The organism is Pseudocitrobacter sp. CD920760, from assembly GCF_057782505.1.
This window is the reverse complement of sequence record NZ_CM173490.1, coordinates 589616-608009: the sequence shown is the minus strand read 5'-3', so window position 1 is coordinate 608009 and position 18394 is coordinate 589616. Positions and strand designations below refer to the sequence as shown.

At 44.6% G+C, this 18394-nt stretch carries 15 protein-coding genes and 1 tRNA gene; 8 read left to right on the top strand and 8 right to left on the bottom strand.

All coding sequences use genetic code 11. The features are described 5' to 3' along the window. Window positions 1–26 precede the first annotated feature (26 nt). The 7 genes from AC1MKH_RS02770 to AC1MKH_RS02740 all read left to right on the top strand — a co-directional run bounded on the left by AC1MKH_RS02770 (window position 27) and on the right by AC1MKH_RS02740 (window position 10573). Window positions 27–1634, top strand: coding sequence for a type I restriction-modification system subunit M (locus AC1MKH_RS02770; RefSeq protein WP_008815323.1), 1608 nt, complete (start codon window positions 27–29; stop codon window positions 1632–1634). Continuing rightward, window positions 1631–2821, top strand: a complete 1191-nt coding sequence (locus tag AC1MKH_RS02765; protein ID WP_008815324.1) for a restriction endonuclease subunit S — start codon at window positions 1631–1633, stop codon at window positions 2819–2821. The genes AC1MKH_RS02770 and AC1MKH_RS02765 overlap by 4 nt, the downstream gene beginning before the upstream one ends. Before the next feature lie 58 nt (window positions 2822–2879). Beyond that, a complete protein-coding gene (locus AC1MKH_RS02760) occupies window positions 2880–5795 on the top strand; it encodes a type I restriction endonuclease subunit R (RefSeq protein WP_008815325.1) in 2916 nt (971 codons plus the stop codon). Window positions 5796–5930: 135 nt separating this feature from the next. Then, window positions 5931–6494 (top strand): hypothetical protein, encoded by a 564-nt coding sequence (locus tag AC1MKH_RS02755; RefSeq protein ID WP_000586145.1) that lies wholly within the window; start codon window positions 5931–5933, stop codon window positions 6492–6494. Further along, complete coding sequence (locus AC1MKH_RS02750) at window positions 6491–7324, top strand: ATP F0F1 synthase synthase (RefSeq protein WP_327621874.1); 834 nt, start codon at window positions 6491–6493, stop codon at window positions 7322–7324. Before AC1MKH_RS02755 ends, AC1MKH_RS02750 begins: the two co-directional genes overlap by 4 nt. Before the next feature lie 168 nt (window positions 7325–7492). Continuing rightward, a complete protein-coding gene (locus AC1MKH_RS02745) occupies window positions 7493–9133 on the top strand; it encodes an McrB family protein (RefSeq protein WP_008815327.1) in 1641 nt (546 codons plus the stop codon). 3 nt (window positions 9134–9136) lie between these two features. Further along, on the top strand, window positions 9137–10573 hold the full coding sequence (locus tag AC1MKH_RS02740) for a 5-methylcytosine restriction system specificity protein McrC (RefSeq protein ID WP_327621875.1): 1437 nt from the start codon (window positions 9137–9139) through the stop codon (window positions 10571–10573). 193 nt (window positions 10574–10766) lie between these two features. Here the strand turns inward: AC1MKH_RS02740 and AC1MKH_RS02735 are convergent, their stop codons facing one another. The 7 genes from AC1MKH_RS02735 to AC1MKH_RS02705 all read right to left on the bottom strand — a co-directional run bounded on the left by AC1MKH_RS02735 (window position 10767) and on the right by AC1MKH_RS02705 (window position 15344). Next, a complete protein-coding gene (locus AC1MKH_RS02735; protein WP_008815329.1) occupies window positions 10767–11243 on the bottom strand; it encodes a DUF4234 domain-containing protein in 477 nt (158 codons plus the stop codon). 27 nt (window positions 11244–11270) lie between these two features. Next, window positions 11271–11645, bottom strand: a complete 375-nt coding sequence (locus tag AC1MKH_RS02730) for a hypothetical protein (RefSeq protein ID WP_020303514.1) — start codon at window positions 11643–11645, stop codon at window positions 11271–11273. Window positions 11646–11671: 26 nt separating this feature from the next. Next, the gene (locus AC1MKH_RS02725; protein WP_008815330.1) at window positions 11672–12088 is read right to left on the bottom strand and encodes a hypothetical protein; all 417 of its coding nucleotides are present in this window, start codon (window positions 12086–12088) and stop codon (window positions 11672–11674) included. A 54-nt stretch (window positions 12089–12142) separates the two neighbouring features. Further along, window positions 12143–13030 carry a GTPase family protein gene (locus AC1MKH_RS02720; RefSeq protein WP_008815331.1) on the bottom strand — a complete coding sequence of 296 codons (888 nt, stop codon included), beginning with the start codon at window positions 13028–13030 and terminating at the stop codon, window positions 12143–12145. Between the two features lie 342 nt (window positions 13031–13372). Further along, the gene (locus AC1MKH_RS02715) at window positions 13373–13579 is read right to left on the bottom strand and encodes a hypothetical protein (protein WP_239006862.1); all 207 of its coding nucleotides are present in this window, start codon (window positions 13577–13579) and stop codon (window positions 13373–13375) included. A gap of 208 nt (window positions 13580–13787) precedes the next feature. Further along, entirely contained in the window at window positions 13788–15059 is a 1272-nt protein-coding gene (locus tag AC1MKH_RS02710; RefSeq protein ID WP_008815333.1) for a tyrosine-type recombinase/integrase, read from the bottom strand. A 200-nt stretch (window positions 15060–15259) separates the two neighbouring features. After that, window positions 15260–15344 (bottom strand) — tRNA-Leu (locus AC1MKH_RS02705). Window positions 15345–15562: 218 nt separating this feature from the next. Here AC1MKH_RS02705 and ahr point away from each other — a divergent pair. Further along, window positions 15563–16582 (top strand): NADPH-dependent aldehyde reductase Ahr, encoded by a 1020-nt coding sequence (ahr, locus tag AC1MKH_RS02700; RefSeq protein ID WP_015966097.1) that lies wholly within the window; start codon window positions 15563–15565, stop codon window positions 16580–16582. Window positions 16583–16619: 37 nt separating this feature from the next. Here the strand turns inward: ahr and AC1MKH_RS02695 are convergent, their stop codons facing one another. Beyond that, window positions 16620–18260 (bottom strand): dihydroxyacetone kinase subunit DhaK, encoded by a 1641-nt coding sequence (locus tag AC1MKH_RS02695; RefSeq protein WP_276220569.1) that lies wholly within the window; start codon window positions 18258–18260, stop codon window positions 16620–16622. Window positions 18261–18394 lie beyond the last annotated feature (134 nt).

Sequence of the window (18394 nt, the reverse complement as noted above, 5' to 3'; positions counted from 1 at the left end):
GACTTACAAGAACAACAGGAAGAAGTATGTCGCCCCAGATTGAAGCCCAGAATTTAAGTGAACTGCAAAGCCGCCTTTGGAATATTGCAGATACGCTACGTGGCAAGATGAATGCCGATGAATTTCGTGACTATTGCCTTGGTTTCATCTTTTACAAGTATCTTTCCGAGAAGTTTGTCACCTATGCCAACAAAATCCTGAAGGAAGACGGGATTAAGTATAACGAGCTGACCGCTGAGCATCCGGCTTATCAGGACATCATTGATGCGGTAAAAGACGACAGCATTCAGACGCTGGGTTACTTCCTGCCCCCGACTGACCTGTTCCACACCATGGCTCAGCGTGTAGCGAAGGACCAGAAAGGTGCCGGAGAAGGTTTTATCCTCGAAGATCTTGCTACTACCCTGCGTAATATTGAGCAGAGCACCCTGGGCACTGACTCTGCTGATGACTTCAGCAACTTGTTTGAAGACCTGGATTTAGGCTCCAGCAAACTGGGTAATACTGCCAAAGCCAAAAATGAGCTGATTGGAAAGGTTATCACCGAACTCGACAAACTGAGTTTTAACCTGAGTGAAGCCAGTTCTGACATTCTGGGCGATGCTTACGAGTATCTGATTGGGCAATTCGCTTCAGGTGCAGGTAAAAAAGCGGGCGAGTTCTATACACCGCAGCCGGTTTCTACGTTGCTGGCAAAAATTGTTACCACACATAAGCTCAAACTTAAAAACGTCTATGACCCGACCTGTGGCTCTGGCTCTCTGCTGCTGCGTGTAAAACGTGAAGCCTCTTCCGTAGGTAAAATCTACGGTCAGGAAATGAACCGCACCACCTATAACCTGGCCCGTATGAACATGATTCTGCATGGTGTTCACTATGCTGACTTTGAAATCATGCAGGAAGATACGCTGGAGCATCCGCAGCACACGCATCTGAAGTTTGATGCGATTGTCGCCAACCCGCCATTCTCCGCCAAGTGGAGCGCCAGTCCGCTGTTTATGAACGATGACCGCTTTGCGCAATACGGCAAACTTGCCCCGTCCAGTAAAGCAGATATGGCGTTTGTGCAGCATATGTTCTATCACCTGGAAGATGACGGCACAATGGCTGTGGTCCTGCCTCATGGCGTTCTGTTCCGTGGAGCGGCGGAAGGCCATATTCGCAAGTTCATGATTGAACAGCAGAACTGTATTGATGCCGTTATTGGGCTACCTGCGAATATCTTCTATGGCACCAGTATCCCAACCTGTGTGCTGGTGTTGCGTAAGTGCCGCAAGCACAACGACGGTATTTTGTTTATTGATGCAAGCAACGACTTTGAGAAGGTGAAGACTCAGAATCGCCTGCTGCCGGAACATATCGACAAGATTGCAGATACTTACAACGACTGGAAAGCGCTGGAGAAGTACAGCCATATTGCGACGCTGGAAGAAATCCGCAACAACGATTACAACCTCAATATCCCCCGCTATGTCGATACCTTTGAAGCGGAAGATGAAATTGACCTCAACGCCGTGGCGAAGGAGATTCGTAACCTGGAAGGCAAAGTAGGAGAAATCGATAAGGTCATTGCTGGATTCTGTAAAGAACTGGGAATTGATGCTCCGTTTGCCAAGGTAAAGGAAGGTAAATGATGGTTCCTAAACTGAGGTTTTCAGAGTTTAGCGGGGAATGGGAAAATGATTTATTTGGCCGAATTGTGACAAATAAATCATCAAAGTACAATCCATCAACAGAAAGTAAAGATTTACCCTGCTTAGAAATGGATAGTATTTCACAGGAAGATGGACGCATACTACATATATATTCTGCAAAACAACAAGTAAGTATAAAAAATAAATTTTCAGCCGGTGATGTGTTATTCGGAAAATTAAGACCATACCTAAAAAAATATATTTTAGCACCATTTGATGGCGCATGTTCATCTGAGATATGGGTTCTAAATGGACTGACCATTAATAATAGTTTTCTTTTCTGTTACATCCAAACCAAAAAGTTTATTGAGGCTGCAAATAAATCCTCTGGTTCTAAAATGCCTAGGGCTGATTGGTCCGTCATTTCATCGGAAATGATGTTTTTCCCTTTAAAAGAAGAACAGAATAAAATTGCAGAATTCCTATCCTCTGTTGACGAAAAAATCATGTTACTGAACAAACAATACGACCTGCTGTGCCAGTACAAAAAAGGTATGATGCAGAAAATTTTTAGTCAGGAGTTGCGTTTTAAGGATGATAATGAAAATTCATTTCCTCAATGGAGCATCCTTCAGCTAAAAGATATTGCAATTCGTGTAACCAGAAAAAATAAAGAAAATAACAATACAATATTAACCATTTCAGGAAAAGATGGTTTGGTTGATCAAATGACTTATTTTAATAAGCAAATCGCATCTAAAAATGTGACAGGTTATTTTTTGATCAAGAAAGGTGAGTTTGCGTATAATAAAAGTTACTCTCAAGGTTATCCGATGGGGGCAATAAAAATGCTGTCTAACTATGAAAAAGGTGTTGTTTCTACTTTGTATATCTGTTTCAAATTAAATGATGAGCAATCGTGTGGCTTTTATCAACATTACTTTGAAAGCGGTTTACAGAATCGGGCTATTGAAAAGGTCGCTCAGGAAGGGGCTCGCAACCACGGCTTATTGAATATTGGCGTTAACGACTTTTTTGATATCGAACTTCAAGTACCAAGTCTTGCAGAGCAAGATAAAATAGCCCATTTTCTCTCTGCAATTGAGGACAAGATCGCAATCAAAAGAGCAGAGTTAGATATGTTAAAAAACTGGAAGCAAGGCCTGCTCCAGCAGATGTTTGTTTAGAAATCATCAGATACGGCCAACTTCAGCCCGGCATAACAACAAAAGGCACAACATACCGATGGCAACGCAAAGCGAATACGAGTTAGAAACGCAACTGGTTAACCAGTTAGTGGGTATGCATTACGAACTGGTCAATGTCACCGACGAAACCAGTATGAAAGCCAACCTCCGCAAGCAGATTGAAATTCACAATCGGCTGGAGGCTGCCCCACTCACTGACAGCGAATTTAACCGTGTTTTTCTGCATCTGACCAAAGGCAATGAAGTGATCGATCGCGCCAGGATCTTGCGCGATCGCTACCAGTTGCTGCGTGATGACGGTACGGAGAAATGGCTCAGCTTTATCAATAAAGATGAATGGTGCCAGAACGAGTTTCAGGTCACCCGTCAGGTTAAGCAGTTCAACGCTGAGCAAAACACACGCAAAACGCGCTTTGACGTTACGCTGTTGATTAATGGCCTGCCACTGGTACAGATTGAGCTTAAGCGCCGTGGACTGGGCCTGAAAGAAGCCTTTAATCAGATTGACCGTTACCATCGGGATGCATTCTGGGTAGGCAGTGGCCTGTTCCAGTATGTCCAGCTGTTTATTATCAGTAACGGCGTTGATACCAAATATTACGCCAATAATCGTGCGAACCATTTCGAGCAGACCTTCTTCTGGACAGACGAGAAAAATGAACCCATTAAGTCGCTGGAGAAGTTTACCGAAGCCTTCCTGAAAGTTTGTCACATTGCAAAAATGATCACTCACTACACGGTGCTGAACGAAACCCGTAAGTGCCTGATGGCCATGCGCCCCTATCAGTACTACGCTTGTGAAGCGATGATCCGCCATGTTAAGGACAATCTCCATCTACAGGGCAAGCCCCGTAATGGCTATATCTGGCATACCACAGGTAGCGGTAAAACGTTGACCAGCTTTAAGGCAAGCCAGGTGATCATGTCGATGCCCGAAGTTGATCGGGTTATTTTCGTCGTCGATCGTCGCGATCTGGATTATCAGACAGCTAAAGAGTTTAACAGTTTCGCCAAAGACAGCGTAGATACGACTAACAATACCAGTACGCTGATTAAGCAACTTAAGGCTAACAACAGTAAACTGATACTGACCACCATTCAGAAACTGAACAATGCCATTACCCATGAAGGATATAAGGCACATCTGGAGCACCTGCGAAAAGAGCGGATTGTCTTTATCTTCGACGAATGCCACCGCAGCCAGTTCGGTGACACTCACAAGGCTATCGTAAGTTTCTTTGAAAATGCGCAACTGTTTGGTTTCACCGGTACACCTATCTTTGCCGACAACGTCAACATCACCAACGGCGTCAAACAGACCACTGAAATGCTGTTTGATAAATGCCTCCACAAGTATGTCATTGTCGATGCCATCCGTGATGAGAACGTATTGCGATTTGCCGTGGAGTATGTAGGAACCTATCGCCGTAAGGAAACCAGCAATGAGATCGATATCGATGTGGAAGATATTGACACCAAAGAGGTCATGGAAAGCGATATCCGGCTGGGCAAGATAACCGACTACATCCTGGCTCACCACAATGCAAAAACCCGAAGCCGTGAGTTTACTGCAATGTTCTGCGTGGGCTCGGTGGATATGCTGATTAAGTACTACAAACTCTTTAAAGATAAACAAGCAGAGCTTCAGCAGACCGATCTGGGTTACAAACCGTTGCGTATCGCAACAATCTTTACTTATTCAGCAAACGAAGCAGACAAAAGCGATAAGGAAGCGGTTAACGACTTACTGGATGAAGAAGACATCAGCCTGCCTCAGGGCGGGAAAATCGATATCTCCAGTCGGGATCATCTGGACAGTTTCATCAAGGATTACAATACGCTGTATGGCACCAGCTATTCAGCTAATGATTCGCAAAGCTTTTACAATTATTACAAGAACATTGCACAGCGAACCAAAGAAAAAGGGATTGATATCCTGCTGGTGGTCAATATGTTCCTGACGGGATTTGACAGCCCGGCCCTCAATACGCTTTATGTGGATAAAAACCTGCGTTACCACGGGCTGATACAGGCATTCTCCCGAACCAACCGTATTCTTAATGAGAAGAAAAGCCACGGTAACATAGTCTGCTTCCGCAACCTCAAGAAAGCCACTGATGATGCCATAGCGTTATTCTCGAACAAAGACGCATCATCAGTCGTGCTGGTTAAACCTTTTGAGGAGTACCTGAGCGACTATCAGGCTGCTGTAGATACCCTGTTGACCCTGACACCTACAGTGGAAAGCGTGGACAGCCTCCCGGATGAAAAAGCTCAGCTTGCTTTTGTGACGGCTTTCCGCGACATGATGCGACTGAAGAATATCCTGGAGAGCTTTGCTGATTTTGATGAAGTGAGTAAGCCTTTATCGGATCAGACTCTTGCCGATTACACCAGTAAATATCTCGATATTTATGACAAGGTGAAAAAACGCACTGGTAAAGATAAAGTCTCGATTCTGGATGAGGTCGATTTTGAAGTGTCACTGATTCATCGGGATGAAATTAATGTCGGCTATATCCTGAGGCTACTGGCTGGCATCCAGGCTATGCCACCAGAAGCGCAGCAGGAGCAGAAGAAGAAGGTCATGGATATCGTTGACAGTGACGTCACGCTGCGCAGCAAACGCGAACTGATTGATAACTTCATCGAAGAAAACCTGCTGCATGTTTCGCATGATGAAGATATCACCCAGACCTTTGAAACCTACGTTGAACGTGAAAAACGTAAAGCTGTTGCAACGCTATGTTCTGAGGAAAAGCTGGATGAAAGCAAAGTTGCCGCTTTATTGGATAACTATCTGTTTACCGATGTAACCCCACGCGAGGATGAGGTAGCCAGGGCTCTAACATGGACACCAAAGATCCTTGAAAGGAAGACCGTCCTTAAACGTGTCTATGACAAGGTTTGTGGTGTGATTGATACTTTTATCAATGGAATGCGTGGGTTCTGAGGGTAGCGAAGCCCCAATTGGGGCTTCGCTATTGATATATTTACCCGCTTGAGCGAAATATTGTAGGTGGAAAGTAAATTATTAATTGATATACTATAAAATAATTGCAAGCAGTATTTGATACAGGAAAACATTATGATAATAAATTTCCTTTTTAGAGTTCTTTTAACATTTAACGCAACATCGTTGTTGGCTATAATTTTCTTTGTACAAAAGAAGTACACCCTTTATTACTTTTTCCAAAGGTTTGAACACAGTCATTGGTTGAGTTTATTACCACAAATGACATCATACGTATTTTACATGCTAATCCCCATATTACTAACTTGGATTAGTTTGCTTTTAAGCTCCAGACTGGGCAAGGATGAGTTTAAAGAAGGTGAAGTAGTTTCTGTGGAGCATGCGAACAACTCATTTCTTCCAAGCTATCTTGGTTATTTCTTTGTGGCTTTAAGTATAACTAGTTGGTCTGCCTTGTTTTTTGTTTATGCCGTTTTATTTATTTTTACCTTTATGTCTCAAGCATTATACTTTAACCCTTTATTTCTACTGTTTAGATATGAGTTTTATAACATAAAAAACAAGAGCGGCGCATCCATTTTTTTAATTAGTCGTCATAAATACAAAACCCCCAAAGAAATCAAGATCCCCGTTGCATTTAGAATAAACAACTATACCTTTATCGAAAGGAAAAAATGATGAATAACATTTTTGCGAAAGTAAAAGGACCTCGTAAGAAACCTTTTTTTAAATTGGTATCAGACTACACTTTGTTTGACGCTTTAGACTTATCTACTCTTAGCCTCATTCCATATAACCCTGACCATAATCTTGATGAAGATTCGTGGTTTAAAATTGAAAATTTTAGTCAGCAATCATTCTGCTTATCATGCATTAAGGATGAATTTGATTCTAAGGACTTCGACGATCTAACAAAACAATACTTCGCGAAGATTTCATATATATTCTCTCATCAGAATGAAGACTTTTATTTTCAGAAAATAACCCCATCCCTATTTATCAAGAGAAAAACAATTGCTTTTGGTGAATCAGCAGAAATAGAAGAAAATGAAGGACGATTGATTGTTAACCATATACCTGATGCTGTATACTTAAAGGAAAGAAATATATTGTTATTCAGAAATCTCGTCACAATTTCAAGTATATTTAAAGGTATCGATATTCTATACAAAGAAGCCACGGAAGAAGAAGTTAAGTCGTTTTTAAGTGAATCCTTCATTGTACTTTCAACTGACTATGATGTAGAAAAGGTATCAAAGCCAAACCGAAAGAGAATTGCATTAGCTATGGATACTCTTGCAGCGATGCCAGTGGAAGACAGAGGTGAGATGCTGAATTACATTAATGATTATTGTGCTGAAAAACTTAAATATGACACTACTGAGAGTAAATTCGAAGTATCATCAGAAGAAGAGTTAAAATATTTGCTGTACGGTATCGAACAAAGATTTTACACTACCAGATTTGGTAATGAAAAGAGATTAGCCAACTCAATACAAAGATTATAAAAGTGGTGTAATGGATATCATAATCAACAGAATTAGTAGATTCTGAAGCTGAAGAAAATTTGTATAATCTTCGCTGTTATCATTACATCTTAGGTTCTCGCGAATCCAGGGAAACAGGTAACAGGACCCGGTTGTCACTAAAACAAACTAGTAAATACAAGTGATACAATGAAAAGCAGACTAAAAAATTTATACAAGCATTTGATTGAAAACCATAAGCATGAACTTAAAGGCTGGCATGATGCTTATCGTGAGTTTTATGAGCAGGTCGGACAAATTCGCGAACGTATAAAATCAGGAAAGGAATTATCTCCAAGTGATGAGATTTTCCTAAAGCAACTCATCTTTGAAAGAAGTAATGGAATTGCTTCTCGTGGTCAGTCGGTTCTAAGCAACGAAAACTTTGACGGTTTTATTAAAAACAAGGACTTCATTGCTATATTACAACAATTCATCCTGAATCCCAACAGAGAGGAACTGAAAAAGTTTGAGTGCACATGGTCAGAACATGGGAAGTCTAATAATCCTGTTCTTATCAATCGCGTAGCGGCAGCCTGCACGCTTGAAGTTTCCACAACTGTTGATTCCGCTAAGTTCAATCAGGTATTTAGCTGGCTTACACACGAAGGGATAATTCCTGCATACCCAGCAGAAAATAATCAGGACTGGTTTTCAAAAAATGTATTCCTGATGAAAATTATAAAAAATGAGTTCAACGATGAACTTCGCAATAATGAAACTGATGAGTTTTATCTCAGCCAATTTGTCTGGGTTCTGTACGAGAATCTCTCTAATCCATTCAGTCTGAAAAAGCAGATCGTTAAGTACGGGCCTCCTGGAACGGGAAAGACATACCAGGCTCGTCAACAAACATCGCTTCTTTTTGATATCTGGAAAGAAGAGTTTGCGCCAAATAGCAGCCTCACACATTCAAGTCAGATTGAGTTGATTCAATTTCACCCTTCTTTTAGTTATGAAGACTTCATGGAAGGTTTGCGCCCAGTTCTGGATAACAATGGTAAAGCACAGCTGACGTTGATTAATGGTGTTTTTAAGGAATTTTGCCGGAATGCAGGAAAGTGGGAAATGGATATTGAACGCCTCGACCTTAACAGGGATTGGGAATCAATCACGATCGGTGAACTCCGTACATATCAAAATAAATTATCAGGTGGTCATTGGGAATACATCTTCGAAATATCTGACTTTTCGAAGCTGATAGCAGATGCAGTGCCTCCGTTCTTTTTTATAATAGATGAAGTGAACCGAGCCGAGTTATCACGTGTTTTTGGTGAGCTTATGTATTGCCTGGAGTATCGAGGAATTAAAGGAAGCGTCAAAACCCAATATGCTAATCTAAATAACCAACAAACAGGCATGCTTCATACCGCACAAGGTTACCAATTTTTTATTCCAACAAATATCTACCTGATAGGTACGATGAATACGATTGATCGTAGTATTGAGAGTTTTGACTTTGCACTCAGACGTAGATTTCGTTGGGAAGAAGTTACGCCAGATACGAGACTTTTAAGATACCATCTTAGCCAGTTCTGTAAAGCTTGGACTCCTCTGGCAGATAACCTCGAACGACTGAATACCCAGATTACGAAAGAGCCTTTACTGGGGGCTGATTACCAAATTGGACATGCCTATTTAATGAATCTGAAGTATGCCAGGAGCCTTACAGTTACAGAAGTGAGATCTCGTATCTGGGATGACTGTATCCGACCTTTACTTCAAGAATACCTTCGTGGCAGCAACGAATCAGAACTCATCGATTCTTTTGCAAAAGCATTTGGAATTTAAACCATGTGGCTATTCGATATTATAAAGGATGGTACACTGGTCGATAACAGGTCTTATTTTGCAAATAACGGAATATTTACTAATAAATCTCTGGGGGAATCAATTAGTCTTAATTTTAAAACAAAAGGTCAGCGGACTAATATTAAAAATGATGAGTCTACCATTTGGCATTTTTTAAATTCAGTTTCGCATGATGTAGAAAATAAACTTAATAATAATCTTGCAAATGCACTCATCCTCTTCAACGATCGAGAGTATGAACATAATACCGATGATGGTTTTATTACTGTAAATGGTACTGATTCCAGAAATTTTACGTTAAACACAGGTAATCTTATTGGATTTGTAAAACGTGGCGAATATTCCCTGAAAGTTGGTTCTCGTTTTGGCAATGCCTTCCTTCGGTACATCATAGCGGACGCTGACGGTTTTCTGGAGATGGAAAATATTGGTGGCGAAAATCACACTGAAGGATATGAGTGGCTCCTGGCATATCTTTGGAACATCAAGTTGAAGAAGGCTTACCGACTGGGTATCCCTAAAACCTATATTACGAAAAAAGAACGAAATTCACGGATACGTGGGACAATCGATACAATTGACTACTTCAGAAATAATACCTCAGGAAAATATTTATGTACCTACCGCGAACACAGTTACGACAGTCCTGCAACTTCGTTGTTCATCAAAGCCTATGAGACGATTGAACATCAATCATTCTGTAAGCATACGAGGAATATCTACAATGCTTTCATCACTGCTAATCTGGGGGTGAGAAGGTCTCGTCAGGAGATCTTGAGAACTCCATATTTTACTAACCCATTTTATAACGACTATAACATACTGATAGATTTATCTAAGAAAATCATCAATCAGGAAGGTTCTGATTTTGGATACCAACAAGAATCAAGTGCTTTCTTTTTTGATATATCGATGCTTTTCGAATATTTCATCCGAAAAATCCTAAAACGAAGTGGGATAAGGATGCTAAGTAAATTCGAGCGAAATTATGAAATTCCGACCGGAGCTTTCGGAAGCTATGTACGCAAAATTGAACCCGACCTAGTTTTTGAGAATGATGGTGGCATGTACGTTTTTGATGTGAAGTATAAAACCTTTGATCCGCAGTTTGGGGTTAAACGTGAAGATATTTTTCAACTACATACTTACATAGGGCAGTATGGGAATGGAGGCCTTATAAAAGGATGCGGCTTTATTTATCCAATATCTGAAAACAGGTGGAATGCACTTAATATGGATAAAACGCATGGGGTGATTTCTGATGAGATTCATCAGCAGGGAAAAGATATTCCTTTTTATTTGCTTTTCTTGAAAATCCCTAATAACTCTGCCCCTGAATTTAATAAGAGAATGAGCGAAGAATGTCATATGTTCATTGAGAACATAAACACGAAGGTACTAAAAAATGAGAATAGATAAAAATTCAGAATTAGCTGTAAACAAAACTAAAGGAAAAGCTATAGACCTTAGAGTAAGTAATTACTTGTAATTACCTAAGATGATATTATTTCTTTAGCTACACTTGAGAATATTCCCAATCAATTCAAAAAAAAATAACTAGAGGTTGGATACTCGCCATTACTGGCGAGTACTTTTATTTACAATCATTCAATCAGGAAATTTGTTTACTATAAATAATGTTGTGTTTCTGCAACTCTGATTCCATATCGTTGATGCAATAAACAATATAGTATATGCTAAAAATAAATGTATAGAATGGATTCATCTTTAATTCGAATTTAAATTCATTTAAAGCATAAGCCTGTAAAGCTGTTTTAGCTTTAAAAGCCCAGACGATAATCATTACAGTTGAAGCGACAGAAAGTAGTGTGGCAATATGATCCAACACCGTTTCACTTTCACTTACAGAATAACTTATATCAGTCAATAACCATCCAAATCCAGTAACAATAGCCAGCCAAAGAGGATAATCCTTGGCAACAAAGTCATTATGAATGTGCTCTGTTAACTTTGGCTGGTTCAGATATAACCACATCATTGGGTAAATTCCACCAGTTACAACAGACAGCAATACAAACTTCGTTACCTTTGTATCGATTTTAGCTTTTAACGTATTAATGTTTTCCATATGTCCATCTCCATTTTCAGTAAGTTATCACCAGGAAAAGGTGAATGAGCCTTTATTTGTACTGACGACTAATTCAAGTGGTCTGCACTGCGAAAATGATTTATTAGTCGGACTGGTAAATGTATAAGACTGGCCGAACCCAAGTCTTTTATTTACGTTTTCGCCTCTGTCCGCTGTAGAGATAACGCAGTTGCCACGGTTAAGCACGAGAGACTTTATTGTGACTTCATTATCAACACTGGTAATGGTATAGCGCCATACAGGAAAAGAGACCGTGCCCGCTCTGAGTTGTTCTCCATTTGCATCAACTTTTATAGGGGAATCTGATGCAACCACCTGAAAACTTGAGAATAAAAGACCTGAAATCAAAAAACATTCACGAACTAAAGATAGTCCTTTCACGATAATACCCCTTACCTTTAACGGTATTAATTATTAATATATTGCTCGATATTATTTTCAAAGTTAGCGCCATTTAACTTGATCTCGGTAATAAACTTACTCCCCTTCCATACCTGTATAAATGGACCACCACGTAAATATTCACCTATCTCATATCGATACTCACCATTGGGAATAGTGACACTTTGATCACCATTTCCAGACAGACTGAAATCAACCTTTTCACGTGGAACATTAATTAAAATTTCAGGATTATCATCCTTTCCATACACATAACGAATATTGCCGTATACGTAACACACACCCACGTGCTTGCCACCCTTGACGGTATAAGCATCAAAGATGGTTTGTTCACCGTCGCAGGAATTATCAGGATTGGCATAAACAGATATCGAGAACATACCTGCGGCTAACAGCATGGCACCGCCGAGTATTTTTTTCATATGTAATCCTTTAGTGATAAAAGCCTCCTGATATTCAGGAGGCTGAACAGACTTTTACCCGAAGAAGAAATTCCAGGCTTTCTTTAACCCGCTGACAACCGCTTTTTTGGCTGCTTTAACCACGCTTGCCACCGGCTTAGGAAGAGAGGCATCAATGAATTCATCAATCACCCGATCAACGGTGTCTCCGAACCCTTCTGTTGCTTCTTCTATTACGTTTTTTGTTTTGTGTTCTTCCCTGACCTGGGAGGCCACCCCGCTTTGTGCGTGCTTTGGGAGAGCCCGCACCATTGCCTCAACCAGTTGCGTGACGTTATAGCCCTCACTGGCCGCTACAGCGATAACAGGATGATCAGTAAAACCGAGTCGGTGAGTAATGTAGGTTTTTTTATCGAGGATGTTTTTTTTCTGCGCTGGCGAGGGTTGAGCATTCTGTACATCCCATTCACGGAAAGGCTCAATCTTGTCTACCTGATTAAGCACAAACAGCGTCTTCTCTTCACCCCCGGCAGGTTTCAGAACGTTTTTGTAAAAATGTTCATCTGCTGAAAATGCTCGATCATCCCCTTTAATGACCCAGAGAACGAGATCGAGCTTCGGTAGTAATTCCCGATAAAGCTTCTCGTACTCACCATCACGCACTGCACTTTCACCTACTCCCGGAATATCAATCAATCTGATTGCGCGTTTACCAAACTGGATGCGTACTTCCTGCGTTTCTCGTGTACATGCTTCCACATCACTGACAGCACAGATATCCCCTTTGAAGATCGCATTACACAGGCTGGATTTGCCCGCCCCGGTCTTACCCATGATGCCAATCACTGGCTCATAGTTGATGACCTCATTTATTCGCCTTGAAATACTCTCCCTGATATTTTCAGGTAAAATCTCCAGTGCATCTTTGACCGGGTTGAAACCGCCTTTCTCTTTGTATTCCATTAACTCCCTCTCTTTACTAATCAGTGCAGACAAAAATCTTGCTGCGAAAATCATCAAACAACGTCCAAAAATCCCGGCAGGTAACTTGCTGACGAAGACAAATTTTTGTGATCTTTTCAGGAAGGTAGAGAGGTGTAAAATTGTTAATACCGATCGAAATAGATAAACCGATCTGTTTTACCTATCGATAAAATCGATCAATAATGCAAAAATGATAGCTACAAGCTATTAAAATACTCGATACCGATCGGTCGCGCAGATCAATAAGAAAAAATAATTGAGAAAATTGATGGGGATTTACTGAGTTTTTGGGTGAGTAGATAGAAGGAAAACCAAAGCTAATTAGTCAAAAGTGTGTTCACAGTCACGGCATTCATACTGATCGAACAGGACGCCATCAAGCGATGCTCCTGTTACCGCTCCAGCCGTCGCACCGGCGACAAATCTTCCCAGTATTGCGCCAATGACAGCTCCCGTAGCTGTTCCCACCACCGGAACAACAGAACCTATTGCCGCCCCCGTACCTGCACCACTAAGTGCTCCTGCCACGCCTCCAGCTATACCTCCTGCCTTCCTACCAATATTTCGCTCACTTACACGGTCAGAACCACATTGCGGGCATATCGTAGTCATCTGTTATTCTCCTGATTTACGGTTGTTAAAAGCAAAAAGGCACCCAAACGTTAATGAACGGATGCCTTTTTATGAAATAACTCATGTTCAATCTAAGGGGTAATAGAGCCAGCAGTAGCACGTGTCATCTTGTCAGCATGGGGTTATTAATTTTAGCAAAATCAAACGGACTGATACTTTTCTCCCGGTTCGAATCCAGAAAGTCCGCCCACCATTGCAGCATCAACTTGCGTTCATCCAGATGTTCCGCTTTATGGATATATGCTGCGCGTACCGAGTTACGTTCCATATGGCTCATCTGGCGCTCCACCGCATCCTTCGACCATAGCCCTGACTCAATTAACGAACTACAGGCCATTGTGCGAAAGCCGTGGCCGCAAACCTCAACTTTAGTGTCATAACCCATCACCCGTAGCGCACTGTTTACCGTGTTCTCACTCATGGGCTTACGCGGATCGTGGTCTCCAATAAAAATGAGTTCATGTTCACCGCAGAACTGTTTTATCTGCTTCAGAATCGCCAGCGCCTGCTTTGAAAGCGGCACCAGATGAGGTGTACGCATCTTTGATCCTCGCTGGGAATGTTTCACGCCCGGAATAGGCTCTCGTTCAGGCGGGATAGTCCACATTGACGTTTCAAAATCTATCTCTGACCAGCGAGCAAAACGCAGCTCACTGGAGCGAATAAAGATAAGCAGAGTGAGCTCAGTTGCCCAGCGGGTTAGCGGCCTGCCGGTATAGCCGTCTATTTTCTCAAGTAACTCAGGGATACGCTTTAATTCCAGCGCCGGGCGATGTTGTCGATTGCCAGAGGCGACGGCTCCAGCCATCTCCTGCGCTGGGTTGTAATCAATCAGCCCGCTTTGCACTGCATAACGCATGATGGCCGTGGTACGCTGTTGGAGACGAGAAGCCACCTCAAGACGTCCAGACAGTTCCACCGCTTTAATGGGTGCCAGTAAGTCACGAGTGCCCAATTCAGCAATATTGCGAGTACCAATTGCCGGGAAGATATTGTCCTCCAGGCTCTTTTTTACGCGATTAGCGTGATCTTCCGACCATTTTTGGTTAGTCGCAAGCCACTCTCTGGCAACCTTCTCGAAAGTAATAATCTCTTTCGCCTGCTCTTCTTTCACAGCACGTTTATGCTCACGAGGATCGATACCAGCAGCTACCAACCTTCTGGCCTCTTCCCTTTTCTTCCTGGCATCCGCCAGTGAAATTTCAGGATAGACACCGAATGCCATCAAATGCTGTTTACCGCCAAAACGGAAACGAAATCGCCAATACTTTGAGCCGTTAGGTTTTACAAGTAAGGACATGCCGTCGCCGTCAACAAGTGAATACTCTTTCTCCTCAGGTTTCGCACAACGAACTTTAGTATCCGTTAGGGCCATAATGGTCCTCCTTCCATTGGTATAGCGTGAGTATACAAGCAATATCGAATCGACAAATATACTCATTAGTATACTCACAAGCTTGTTGATGTGGGTTGAGTTAGGTTGACTTCAGTTGAGGGAAAAAGCGGGTAAAGCCTTGTGTGGCGCGGATTTCGGACATAAAAAAAGACGTCGATTGACGTCTATTTATGTAATTTTGGTGCCGAAGGCCGGACTCGAACCGGCACGTATTTCTACGGTTGATTTTGAATCAACTGCGTCTACCGATTTCGCCACTTCGGCACTGAAGGGTATGCGGAAAACGAGTGGATTATACCTGTCGCACGCCACCTTGCAAGCGACACCGCGCGTTCTGCGCGCTAAGTGTCGAAAAAATCAGCGTTCCCCGAACCTGGTCACACTCTTACCTTCCTCAAACGCTTTTCCCGGCGCATTCCGCTAAGCACCGCCCTGCCGCTTGCTCTACACTGTCAGTTCAACACCATAGTGAGGGAAGTACGATGTCCATCATCAAAAGCTACGCCGCGAAAAATGCGGGCGATACTCTGGAACTCTGGGAGTACGACGCGGGGGAACTTCTGCCGGAAGACGTGGAAGTTCAGGTTGATTACTGCGGGGTCTGCCATTCTGATTTGTCGATGATCGATAACGAATGGGGCATGTCTCAGTATCCGCTGGTTGCGGGTCACGAGGTGATTGGTCATGTGGTGGCGCTGGGTAGCGCTGCGCAGAATAAAGGCCTGAAAGTGGGCCAGCGCGTGGGCATTGGCTGGACGGCGCGTAGCTGTGGGCACTGCGATGCCTGCATCAGCGGCAATCAGATTAACTGTACGGAAGGGTCGCTGCCGACCATTCTCAATCGCGGCGGCTTTGCCGATAAGCTGCGTGCGGACTGGCAATGGGTGATCCCACTGCCGGAAAATATTGATATCGAAACCGCAGGCCCGCTGCTGTGCGGCGGTATCACCGTCTTTAAACCGTTGCTGATGCATCATGTGACGGCCACCAGCCGCGTTGGGGTTATTGGTATTGGCGGGCTGGGACATATCGCCATTAAGCTGCTGCGTGCGATGGGTGCGGAAGTGACGGCGTTCAGCTCGAACCCGTCGAAAGAGCAGGAAGTGCGGGCGATGGGTGCCGATAACGTGGTGAACAGCCGCGATCCGGAAGCACTGAAAGCGCTGGCGGGCCAGTTCGACTTGATTATCAACACCGTGAGCGTTGATCTCGACTGGCAGCCGTATTTCGAAGCGCTGGCTTACGGCGGTAACTTCCATACGGTTGGCGCGGTGCTGAAACCGCTGCCGGTACCGGCCTTTACGCTGATTGGCGGCGACCGCAGTATCTCCGGTTCAGCAACAGGTAACCCGGCTGAGCTGCGTAAGCTGATGAAGTTCGCCGGGCGTAGCGGCGTGACGCCGACGACCGAGCTGTTCCCGATGTCGAAAATCAACGATGCGTTGCAGCATCTGCGCGACGGCAAAGCCCGGTATCGCGTAGTGCTGAAGGCTGATTTTTGATGCTATGCCGGCGGCGTTCTGCCGCCGGTTCTCTCGTTTAGCCTTTTGCCAGTGCGGCAAAGACTTCCGCTACCGCTACCGCTCCCGGGTCGGTCACGCCCTCCAGGTTCTGGCTGTTTACGTACGACGCGCGCCCCGCGCCTGCTTTTTGCATGGTCGCGGTTTTCTCCGCACCGGCTTTTGCGGCGCTTGCGGCTGCCTGTATGTTGTTATCACGCAGCGCTTCCAGCGCCGGTTGCAGGGCGTCGATAAGCGTGCGGTCGCCCAGATCGGCTCCGCCGTACTGTTTCATCTGCGTCAGCCCTTTCAACAGCGCATCCGCCAGTGCGTCGCCGCGCTGGAGTGATTGCCCGGCAGCGGTAAAGAAAATGGACATCAGCACGCCGCTGGAGCCGCCCATCACCGTGGCCAGCCGTTCCCCCACCAGTTGCAGCAGCTGCGCGCCGTTGTTGAGAGGCAGTTCGCCCTTGTCGAGCAGTTCGGCGATATCACGCGCGCCCAATGCAAACGTTGAGCCGGTGTCGCCGTCGCCCACTTTGGCATCCAGCGCGTTCAGGCGGTTCTCAAGCTGGATAAGCGTCTGGGTTATCTGCCCCACACGCGCGGCAATCGCCGGGTTGTCGGAAGGCTGAATCTCGAGGGCGTCGTACACTTTGCTGTGCTTGACGGTTTTTACCGGCGCGAAGGCGACGGGTTTTAACCAGCCAACCGTCTCGACATCCGCCTGCAAGGCACGTTCAAAGTCGGGGTTCAGTTTTAATACCGAGAGCGAGAAGCCTTTCATATCCAGCGAGCTCACCAGCGGCGCCGGGCCAATCAGCCAGGCAATCTGTTCCTGTAGCGCCGAGTGTGCCAGCTCTTTGGTGAGCAGCGCCATCTCCAGCGCCGAGACGCCGCCGAGGTTGTTGATCAGCACCGCCACGCGGGCGTCTCCCACCTGTTCTTTGAGGGGCTTAATCAGCATATCAATCAGCGCCTTACTGTTGTGGCTTTCCACCACCGACGCGCCCGGTTCGCCGTGAATACCCAGCCCCAGCTCCACCTGCCCCGGTTTGATGCGCCCTTCTGCATCATCGCTGCCCGGCAGGTTGCAGCTCTCCATTGCCACGCCCAGGCTGAAAACGCTGTCGCACGCCTGTTGCGCGATGTCGCGCACTTCGCTGAGCGATTTGCCGTGCTCAGCGGCATAACCGGCAATTTTATGCACCAGCGCAGTGCCCGCGATGCCGCGCGGCTGTTTGTTATCCGGCAACGCGATGTCGTCGGCGACAATTACCATCTCGACCTTCAGGCCGTAGCGTTTGGCTTTCTCCGCCGCCAGGCCGAAGTTGAGGCGGTCACCGGTGTAGTTTTTGACAATCAGCAGGCAGCCACGGTCACCCGTCACCGCCACAATAGCGTTAAGTACCGCATCTACACTTGGCGAGGCGAACAGGTCTCCGCACACCGCCGCCGTCAGCATGCCTTTGCCGACGAACCCGGCATGCGCGGGTTCATGGCCCGAGCCGCCGCCGGAAATCACCGCCACCCGGCTTTTATCCCAGTCGCTGCGCGCGACAATCCGAATCGCCGGGTCGATATCGAGCCGCATCAGGTTGCCGTGCGGTGCGGATAACACTAAACCTTCAATCGCATCGTTGACCAGCTGTTTGCGATCGTCATAAAAGAATCTGGACATAACCTTCCAAAAAAATGCAAACCGTATGCAAAGCATAGTTCGCGCTGGATAAAGCGCCGCAAAGCGCGGAATTTCCTGCCGCCTTTTGCCCGCAATTTGCCTATACTCGACGCAGATAAATGGAGGAATAATTC